At 73.5% G+C, this 9,950-nt stretch carries 6 protein-coding genes; all 6 read left to right on the forward strand.

The features are described from left to right. Genes ACFZDE_RS36360 through cobI form a run of 6 tightly spaced genes read left to right on the forward strand, consistent with a single transcriptional unit; the run spans position 1 to position 9,943 of the window. Positions 1–1,509 carry a cobyric acid synthase gene (locus ACFZDE_RS36360; RefSeq protein ID WP_391210385.1) on the forward strand — a complete coding sequence of 503 codons (1,509 nt, stop codon included), beginning with the start codon at positions 1–3 and terminating at the stop codon, positions 1,507–1,509. Then, complete coding sequence (cobN, locus tag ACFZDE_RS36365; RefSeq protein ID WP_391210392.1) at positions 1,506–5,162, forward strand: cobaltochelatase subunit CobN; 3,657 nt, start codon at positions 1,506–1,508, stop codon at positions 5,160–5,162. The genes ACFZDE_RS36360 and cobN overlap by 4 nt, the downstream gene beginning before the upstream one ends. After that, positions 5,159–7,156 carry a putative cobaltochelatase gene (locus ACFZDE_RS36370; RefSeq protein WP_391210398.1) on the forward strand — a complete coding sequence of 666 codons (1,998 nt, stop codon included), beginning with the start codon at positions 5,159–5,161 and terminating at the stop codon, positions 7,154–7,156. Before cobN ends, ACFZDE_RS36370 begins: the two co-directional genes overlap by 4 nt. After that, positions 7,156–7,755: a cob(I)yrinic acid a,c-diamide adenosyltransferase gene (gene cobO, locus ACFZDE_RS36375; RefSeq protein ID WP_391210408.1), complete on the forward strand. Its 600-nt coding sequence runs from the start codon at positions 7,156–7,158 to the stop codon at positions 7,753–7,755. Before ACFZDE_RS36370 ends, cobO begins: the two co-directional genes overlap by 1 nt. Next, positions 7,752–9,215 (forward strand): cobyrinate a,c-diamide synthase, encoded by a 1,464-nt coding sequence (locus ACFZDE_RS36380; RefSeq protein ID WP_391005524.1) that lies wholly within the window; start codon positions 7,752–7,754, stop codon positions 9,213–9,215. Before cobO ends, ACFZDE_RS36380 begins: the two co-directional genes overlap by 4 nt. Next, positions 9,212–9,943, forward strand: a complete 732-nt coding sequence (gene cobI, locus ACFZDE_RS36385) for a precorrin-2 C(20)-methyltransferase (protein WP_391210417.1) — start codon at positions 9,212–9,214, stop codon at positions 9,941–9,943. The genes ACFZDE_RS36380 and cobI overlap by 4 nt, the downstream gene beginning before the upstream one ends. The last annotated feature ends 7 nt before the right edge of the window (positions 9,944–9,950 follow it).

Consider the following 9,950-nt stretch of genomic DNA (forward strand, 5'->3'; position numbering starts at 1 on the left):
ATGAGCGGTGGGCTTCTTGTCGCCGGCACCACCTCCGACGCAGGCAAGAGCGTCGTGACCGCCGGGATCTGCCGGTGGCTGGTGCGGCAGGGCGTGAAGGTGGCGCCCTTCAAGGCGCAGAACATGTCCCTGAACTCCTTCGTGACGACGGAGGGGGCCGAGATCGGGCGGGCGCAGGCCATGCAGGCACAGGCCTGCCGCATCGAACCGACCGCGCTCATGAACCCGGTGCTCCTCAAGCCCGGTGGCGAGCAGAGCAGTCAGGTCGTGCTGCTGGGCAAGCCGGTCGGGGAGATGAGCGCGCGCGGCTACCACGGCGGTCGGCAACAGCGGCTGCTGGGGACGGTGCTGGACTGCCTGGAGCAGTTGCGGGGCACGTATGACGCGGTGATCTGTGAGGGGGCCGGTTCGCCCGCCGAGATCAACCTGCGGCGGACGGACATCGTGAACATGGGGATCGCCCGGAACGCCGGGCTGCCCGTGCTCGTCGTCGGCGACATCGACCGGGGCGGGGTGTTCGCCTCGTTCTTCGGGACGGTGGCGCTGCTGTCGCCCGAGGACCAGCGTTGCGTCGCCGGGTTCCTCGTCAACAAGTTCCGCGGGGACGTCTCCCTGCTGGAGCCCGGGCTGGAGATGCTCCAGGGCCTCACGGGGCGTCACACCTACGGCGTACTGCCGTTCCGGCACGGGCTCGGGATCGACGAGGAGGACGGACTCAGGGTCTCCTTGCGGGGGGCCGTGCGGGAGTCCGTCGTCGCCCCGCCGGTCGGTGAGGACGTGCTGCGCGTCGCGGTCTGTGCCGTGCCGCTCATGTCCAACTTCACCGACGTGGACGCGCTGGCCGCCGAACCGGGCGTCGTGGTGCGGTTCGTGGACCGGCCGGAGGAGCTGTCCGACGCCGACCTCGTCATCGTGCCGGGCTCGCGGGGGACGGTCCGCGCGCTGGAGTGGCTGCGTGAGCGGGGCCTCGCCGAGGCCCTGGTCCGCAGGGCCGCCGAGCAGCGGCCCGTGCTCGGCATCTGCGGCGGCTTCCAGATCCTCGGCGAGCACATCGAGGACGACGTCGAGAGCCGCCGGGGCCATGTCGACGGGCTCGGGATCCTGCCCGTGCGGGTGCGGTTCGCCCGCGAGAAGACCCTCACGCGACCTGCGGGCGAGGCCCTCGGGGAGCACGTCGAGGGCTACGAGATCCACCACGGCGTCGCCGACGTCACTGGCGGCGCTCCCTTCCTGGACGGCTGCCGGGTCGGCCAGACCTGGGGCACGCACTGGCACGGCTCGCTGGAGTCGGACGGCTTCCGGCGGGCGTTCCTGCGCGAGGTGGCGGCCGCCGCGGGCCGTCGCTTCGTGCCCGCGCCGGACACCTCGTTCGCCGCGCTGCGCGAGGAGCAGCTCGACCGGCTCGGCGACCTGATCGAACAGCACGCGGACACCGACGCGCTGTGGCGGCTCATCGAGTCCGGCGCGCCGCAAGGACTGCCCTTCATTCCACCGGGAGCACCCGCATGAGCACTGTGTTGTTGTTGTCGACCGCCGACACGGACCTGCTGGCGGCCCGGGCCGCCGCCGGTGCCGACTACCGGATCGGCAACCCGACCCGCGTGGACGTCCGGGAGGAGCTGCCCGCCCTGCTGGACGGGGCGTCCATCGCCGTCGTCCGGCTGCTCGGCGGCAAGCGGGCCTGGGAGGACGGCCTCGCCGCGCTGAAGGCCTCCGGCATCCCGACCGTGCTGCTGGGCGGCGAGGCCGTGCCGGACGCGGAGCTGATGGCCGAGTCGTCCGTCCCGGCCGGTGTCGTGGCCGAGGCGCTGAAGTACCTCGTGGAGGGCGGGCCGGAGAACCTGACCGAACTCGCCCGGTTCCTCTCCGACACCGTGCTGCTGACGGGCGAAGGATTCGTCGAGCCGCGGAAGATGCCCGAGTACGGCGTCCACGGCGAGCGCACCCGCGTGGAGGGCCGTCCGACCGTCGGCGTGCTCTTCTACCGGGCCCACGAACTGAGCGGGAACACCGCCTTCGTCGACACCCTGTGCGACGCGATCGAGGCGCACGGTGCCAACGCGCTGCCGGTGTACTGCGGTTCGCTGCGCGGGGCGGACGCGGGCCTGTACGAGATCCTCGGGCGGGCCGACGCCCTGGTCGCCACCGTCCTCGCCGCGGGCGGCACCCACGCCTCGCAGGCCTCGGCGGGCGGTGACGAGGAGGCCTGGGACATCGGCGCCCTCGCCGAGCTGGACATCCCGGTGCTTCAGGGCCTGTGCCTGACGTCCTCGCGGCAGGCCTGGGCCGACTCGGACGCCGCCCTCTCCCCCATGGACGCCGCGATGCAGGTGGCGATCCCGGAGTTCGACGGGCGGCTGATCACCGTGCCGTTCTCCTTCAAGGAGCAGGGTCCGGACGACGTGCCCGTCTACGTCGCCGACCCGGAGCGTGCGGGGCGCGTCGCCGGCATCGCCGTACGGCACGCCCGGCTGCGGCACAAGGCGAACGCCGAGAAGAAGCTGGCGCTGGTCTTCACCGCGTACCCGACCAAGCACTCGCGGGTCGGCAACGCGGTCGGGCTGGACACCCCGGCCTCGGCGGTGCGGGTGCTCAACGCGCTGCGGGACGCCGGGTACGTCGTCGAGGGGCATCCGGACGAGGGTGACGAGCTGATCCACCGGCTCATCAACGCCGGTGGGCACGACGTGGAGTGGCTGACGGAGGAGCAGCTGGCCGCCGCGCCCGCGCGGGTGCCGCTGGCCGACTACCGGGCCTGGTTCGAGAAGCTCGACCCGGAGTTGAAGGACGCCATGACGGAGGCGTGGGGCGAGCCGCCGGGCAGTCTCTACGTCGACGGCGACGACATCGTGCTGGCGTCGCTCCAGTTCGGGAACGTCGTGGTGATGATCCAGCCGCCGCGCGGCTTCGGCGAGAACCCGATCGCGATCTACCACGACCCGGACATGCCGCCGTCCCACCACTACATGGCGGCCTACCGCTGGCTGGAGAACAGTTTCGGCGCCGACGCCGTCGTGCACATGGGCAAGCACGGCACCATGGAGTGGCTGCCGGGCAAGGGCCTCGGGCTGAGCGGCGGCTGCGCGCCGGACGCGGTCCTCGGGGACCTGCCGCTGGTCTACCCGTTCATCGTCAACGACCCGGGCGAGGGCACCCAGGCCAAGCGCCGCGGGCACGCCACGGTCGTCGACCACCTGGTGCCGCCGATGGCCCGCGCCGACACCTACGGCGACCTGGCCAAGCTGGAGCAGCTCCTCGACGAGTACGCGCTCGTCTCCGACCTGGACCCGGCGAAGGCGCCGACCGTGCGCGCCCAGATCTGGACGCTGGTGAAGGCCGCCGAGCTCCACCACGACCTGCATGTCGACGAGCAGCCGGACGACGCGGAGTTCGACGAGTTCGTCATGCACATCGACGGCTACCTCTGCGAGATCAAGGACGTGCAGATCCGCGACGGACTGCACATCCTGGGCGGCGGTCCGGTCGGTGAGCCGCGCGTCAACCTCGTGCTGGCGGTGCTGCGCGCCTCGCAGGTGTGGGGCGGGCAGGCCAACGCGCTGCCGGGGCTGCGGGCGTCGCTGGCGGAGCACTTCGGGCTGGTGGAGAAGGAGCTGCTGGCCGAGCCGGGCGCACCGGTGAAGGTGCCGGTCGAGCTGACGGACCTGGTGGACGGCCCCTCGCGCAGCGCCGCCGACGCGATCGACCTGCTGGAGCAGCTGTGCCGGCGGATCGCGGAGGGCATGGAGGAACGCGGCTGGGCGGTCGCCGAGAGCGCGCCGCTGGTCGGTGAGGTCCTGGGCACCGAACTGCCCGCCGCGGTCGCGGTGCTGGAGTTCGCCTGCACCGAGGTCGTGCCCCGGCTGGAGCGGACCACCGACGAGATCGGGCACATCCTGCGGGCGCTGAACGGCGGTTACGTCCCGGCCGGCCCCTCCGGCTCGCCGACCCGCGGTCTGGTCAACGTCCTGCCGACGGGCCGCAACTTCTACTCCGTCGACCCCAAGGCCATTCCGTCCCGGCTGAGCTGGGAGGTCGGGCAGTCGCTCGCGGACTCGCTGGTGCAGCGGTACCTCCAGGACACCGGCGCGTACCCGACGTCCGTCGGGCTGACGGTGTGGGGCACCTCGGCGATGCGCACGCAGGGCGACGACATCGCCGAGATCCTGGCGCTGCTGGGCTGCCGGCCGGTGTGGGACGACGCCTCGCGGCGCGTGACCGGGTTCGAGGTGGTTCCCCTGGCGGAGCTGGGCCGGCCGCGCATCGATGTGACGGTCCGCATCTCGGGATTCTTCCGGGACGCGTTCCCACACGTCGTGGGGCTGATCGACGACGCGGTGCGTACGGTGGCCGAGCTGGACGAGCCCGCGGAGTCCAACTACGTCCGGGCGCACGCCGACGAGGACACCGCCGAGCACGGCGACCGCCGCCGGGCGACCGCCCGCATCTTCGGCTCCAAGCCGGGCGCGTACGGGGCCGGTCTGCTGCCGCTGATCGACGCCCGCAACTGGCGCTCCGACGCGGACCTCGCCGAGGTGTACGCGGTGTGGGGCGGCTACGCCTACGGGCGGGGCCTGGACGGGCGAGCCGCGCGCGGGGACATGGAGACGGCGTTCAAGCGGATCGCCGTCGCCGCGAAGAACGTCGACACCCGTGAGCACGACCTGGTCGACGCCGACGACTACTTCCAGTACCACGGCGGCATGGTCGCCATGGTGCGGCACCTGACGGGCGAGAGCCCCGAGGCGTACGTCGGCGACTCGGCCACCCCCGACCAGGTCAAGACCCGCACGCTCGGCGAGGAGACGCACCGTGTCTTCCGCGCCCGGGTGGTCAACCCGCGCTGGATGGCGGCCATGCGGCGGCACGGCTACAAGGGCGCCTTCGAGATGGCGGCGACCGTGGACTACCTGTTCGGGTACGACGCCACGGCCGGGGTCGTGGACGACTGGATGTACGAGAAGCTCAGCGCCGAGTACGTCTTCGACCCGGAGAACCGGGACTTCATGAAGAAGTCCAACCCGTGGGCGCTGCGCGGCATCACCGAGCGGCTGCTGGAGGCCGCCGACCGCGGCCTGTGGGCCGAGCCGGACGCCGACACCCTGGAACGGCTGCGGGCCACCTATCTGGAACTCGAAGGCGACCTGGAGGGCGACGACAAGTGACCACCCCCTTTCCGTTCACGGCCGTCGTCGGCCAGGACGACCTGCGGCTCGCGCTGCTGCTGAACGCCGTGTCCCCGGCGGTCGGCGGTGTGCTGGTGCGCGGCGAGAAAGGCACCGCCAAGTCGACGGCGGTACGCGCCCTGTCGGCGCTCATGCCGACGCTGGACGTCGTCTCCGGCTGCCGCTTCTCCTGCGACCCCGGCTCCCCCGACCCCGCGTGTCCGGACGGGCCGCACGAGCCGGGGGCGTTCGAGACCCGGGCCGCGCGCATGGTCGAACTGCCCGTCGGTGCCTCCGAGGACCGGCTGGTCGGCGCGCTGGACATCGAGCGGGCCCTCTCCGAGGGCGTGAAGGCCTTCGAGCCGGGCCTGCTGGCCGACGCCCACCGCGGGATCCTCTACGTCGACGAGGTCAACCTCCTCCACGACCACCTGGTCGACCTGCTGCTGGACGCGGCCGCGATGGGCGCCTCGTACGTCGAGCGCGAGGGCGTCTCCGTACGCCACGCCGCCCGTTTCCTGCTGGTCGGCACCATGAATCCCGAGGAGGGCGAGCTGCGGCCGCAGTTGCTCGACCGGTTCGGGCTGACCGTGGAGGTCGCGGCCTCCCGGGAGCCCGACCAGCGGGTGGAGGTGGTGCGCAGGCGGCTGGCCTACGACGACGACCCGGACGGGTTCGCCGCGCGCTGGGCCGAGGAGGAGGCCGCCGTGCGGGCCCGGATCGTCGCCGCGCGGGAGCTGCTGCCGTCCGTGCGGCTGGGCGACGGGGCGCTGCGGCAGATCGCGGCGACCTGTGCGGCCTTCGAGGTGGACGGCATGCGCGCCGACATCGTGATGGCGCGGACCGCCACCGCGCTGGCCGCCTGGGCCGGGCGTACGGACGTGCTCGCGGAGGACGTCCGGCAGGCGGCGCTGCTCGCGCTGCCGCACCGGCGGCGGCGCAACCCCTTCGACGCGCCGGGGCTCGACGAGGACAAGCTCGACGAGACCCTGGAGGAGTTCGGCGGCTCGGACGACGACGACCCGGATCCGGACCCCGGCCCGGACGGGCCCGGCGGGGGCGGCGGACAGCCGGAACCCGACGACGCGCCCCAGGGCGACGGTGACACCGCGGCCCGGCCCGAGGCGGGCGAGGGCGGGCAGCCGCAGCCCGCGGGCGCCGGCGAGCAGTCGGCCGTACGGGCGTCGGAGCCGTTTCGCACCAAGGTGCTGAGTGTGCCCGGGATCGGCGAGGGCGCCGCCGGGCGGCGGTCGCGGGCGCGGACCGAGCACGGGCGGACGACCGGGGCCCGGCGGCCCCGGGGCGCGCTCACCAAGCTGCATTTGGCGGCGACCGTGCAGGCGGCGGCGCCGCACCAGCGGGCGCGCGGACGGTCCGGGCCGGGCCTGGTGGTGCGCCGGGACGATCTGCGGCAGGCCACCCGCGAGGGGCGCGAGGGCAACCTCGTGCTGTTCGTCGTGGACGCCTCCGGGTCGATGGCGGCGCGGCAGCGGATGAGCGCGGTGAAGGGCGCCGTGCTGTCGCTGCTGCTGGACGCCTACCAGCGGCGCGACAAGGTGGGTTTGGTGACCTTCCGCGGCACGGACGCGGACGTGGCGCTGCCGCCGACCTCGTCGGTGGACGCGGCGGCGGCCCGGCTGGAGACGCTGCCCACCGGCGGGCGTACGCCGGTAGCGGCGGGGCTGCTGCGCGCGCACGACGTGCTGCGCGTGGAGCGGCTGCGCGATCCCGCGCGGCGGCCGCTGGTCGTGCTGGTGACGGACGGGCGCGCCACCGGCGGCCCGGAGCCGGTCGCCCTGGCCGGGCGCGCGGCGCGGTTGTTCGCGGCCGACGGTGTCGCCTCGGTCGTCGTGGACTGCGAGTCGGGCCCGGTACGGCTCGGGCTCGCCGGGCAGCTGGCGGGTGAACTGGGCGGTACGGCCGTGACATTGGACGAGCTGCGGGCGGACAGCATCGCCGGGCTCGTGAAGGACGTGCAGAGGAGGGCCGCGTAATGCCGCAGGGACAGCCGAGTGTGGTGCCCGACGACGGACTGACGACCCGGCAGCGCCGGAACCGGCCGCTGGTCGTCGTCCACACGGGTGTCGGCAAGGGCAAGTCCACCGCCGCCTTCGGGCTCGCGCTGCGCGCCTGGAACCAGGGGTGGCCGATCGGGGTGTTCCAGTTCGTCAAGTCGGCGAAGTGGAAGGTCGGCGAGGAGAACGCGCTGCGGGTGCTGGGTGCCTCCGGCGAGGGCGGGTCGGTCGACTGGCACAAGATGGGCGAGGGCTGGTCGTGGGTGCAGCGCGATCAGCAGATGGACAACGAGGAGAAGGCCCGGGAGGGCTGGGAGCAGGTCAAGCGGGACCTGGCCGCCGAGACGTACAAGCTGTACGTGCTGGATGAGTTCGCCTATCCGATGCACTGGGGCTGGGTGGACACGGACGAGGTGATCGCCGTCCTGCGCGACCGGCCGGGGACCCAGCATGTCGTCATCACCGGCCGGAACGCGCCCGGCGAGCTCGTGGACTTCGCCGACCTCGTGACCGACATGTCCAAGGTCAAGCACCCGATGGACGCGGGCCAGAAGGGCCAGAAGGGCATCGAGTGGTGAGTGCTTCCGTCCCTCGGCTGGTCATCGCCGCGCCCTCCTCGGGCAGTGGCAAGACCACCGTCGCCACGGGGTTGATGGCCGCGTTCGCCGCGCGGGGGCTCGCCGTGTCCCCGCACAAGGTGGGGCCGGACTACATCGACCCCGGGTACCACGCGCTCGCGACCGGGCGGGTGGGACGGAACCTCGACGCGTACCTGTGCGGGCCCGAGCTGGTCGGGCCGCTGTTCCTGCACGGGGCGCGGGGGTGTGACATCGCCGTCGTCGAGGGTGTGATGGGGCTGTACGACGGGGCCGCGGGCGAGGGGGAACTCGCGTCCACGGCGCATGTCGCGAAGCTGCTGGGGGCGCCGGTGGTGCTGGTGGTGGACGCGTCGTCGCAGTCGCGGTCGGTGGCGGCGCTGGTGCACGGGTTCGCCTCCTGGGATCCCGAGGTGCGGGTGGGGGGCGTGATCCTCAACAAGGTCGCGTCGGACCGGCACGAGGAGCTGTTGCGGGAGGCGTTGGAGCAGGCGGGCGTGCCGGTGCTGGGGGTGTTGCGGCGGGCTGCGCAGGTGGCCACGCCGTCGCGGCATCTAGGGCTGGTGCCGGTCGCCGAGCGGCACGCCGCCGCTGTGGAGGCGGTGGCGGCGATGGGAGCCCAGGTCTCCGAGGGGTGTGATCTGGACGCGTTGGCGGGGCTGGCGCGGAGTGCGGGTGCGCTGTCGGGGGCGGCCTGGGATGCGGCCGAGGCCCTTTCCTCGCCCCCGCCGCCCCTCCCCTTCCCGTCCTCCAGGGGCTCCGCCCCTTCGACCCCGCCGGGGGGCGGAGCCCCCCGGACCCCCGGTCGGCCTGAACGGCCTCGTCCTCAAGCGCCGGACGGGCTGGTTGTCGCTGTTGCCGGCGGGGAGGCGTTCACCTTCTCCTACGCCGAGACCACCGAACTCCTCGCCGCCGCCGGTGCCGACGTCGTCACCTTCGACCCCCTGCGGGACGAGGAACTGCCCGTGGGGGCCGCCGGGCTGGTGATCGGGGGTGGGTTTCCCGAGGTGTACGCCGCCGAGCTGTCCGCCAACGTGCCGCTGCGCAAGGCCGTCGCCGAGCTGGCGGCGAGCGGCGCTCCCGTCGCCGCCGAGTGTGCCGGGCTGCTGTATCTGTGCCGGGAGCTGGACGGGCTGCCGATGTGCGGGGTGCTGGACGCCTCGGCGCGGATGACCGAGCGGCTCACTCTGGGCTACCGGGACGCCGTGGCCGTCGGCGACAGTGCGCTCGCGGCGGCCGGGACCCGGATGCGGGGCCACGAGTTCCACCGGACGGTGGTGGAGCCCGGCTCGGGGGCGGAGCCCGCCTGGGGGGTCCGCGGCCCCCGGCCGCGGGTCGAAGGTTTCGTACAGCGCGGTGTGCACGCGAGCTATCTGCACACGCACTGGGCGTCCGAGCCCGGTGTCGCCCGTCGGTTCGTGGAGAGGTGCCGGACGTCATGAGCAGCAGGCTGGTCGGAGTCGGGGTGGGCCCCGGGGATCCGGAGCTGGTCACCGTCAAGGGCGTGGGCGCCCTGCGGGAGGCCGATGTCGTGGTGGTCCCCGTGATGGACAGCGGGGAGCGTGGCCGGGCCGAGGCGACGGTGCTGCACTACGTGCCCGAGGAGAAGGTCGTACGGGTCGTGTTCGCGCTGAACGAGCGCAGCGACCGGGCCCGTCGCGAGGCCGCCTGGGACGCGGCCGGGCAGCGGGTCGCCGACCTGCTGCGGCAGCACACGTCGGTGGCCTTCGCGACCATCGGGGACCCCAACGTGTACTCGACGTTCACCTACCTCGCGCAGACCGTCGCCGAGCTGGTGCCCGGGACCGTCGTGGAGACCGTGCCCGGGATCACCGCCATGCAGGACCTGGCCGCCCGGTCGGGTGCGGTGCTGACCGAGGGCACCGAACCGCTCACGCTCGTGCCCGTCACCGCCGGGGCGGCCGTGCTGAAGGACGCCCTGGCCGGGCCCGGGACCGTGGTCGCCTACAAGTTCGGACGGCAGGCGCACGAGGTCGCCGAGGCGCTGCGGGAGACCGGGCGGCTCGCCGACGCCGTGTGGGGCTCGGCGCTGGGGCTCCCGGAGGAGTCCATCCACCCGGCGGCCGAACTGGACGGCGTACCGCTGCCGTACCTGTCGACGCTCATCGCGCCCGCCCGCCGCGACGGCGGACGCGGCGGCAAGTTGTGACACCCGT

The sequence above is a fragment of the Streptomyces sp. NPDC007929 genome (assembly GCF_042959065.1).
Taxonomy (GTDB): Bacteria; Actinomycetota; Actinomycetes; order Streptomycetales; family Streptomycetaceae; genus Streptomyces.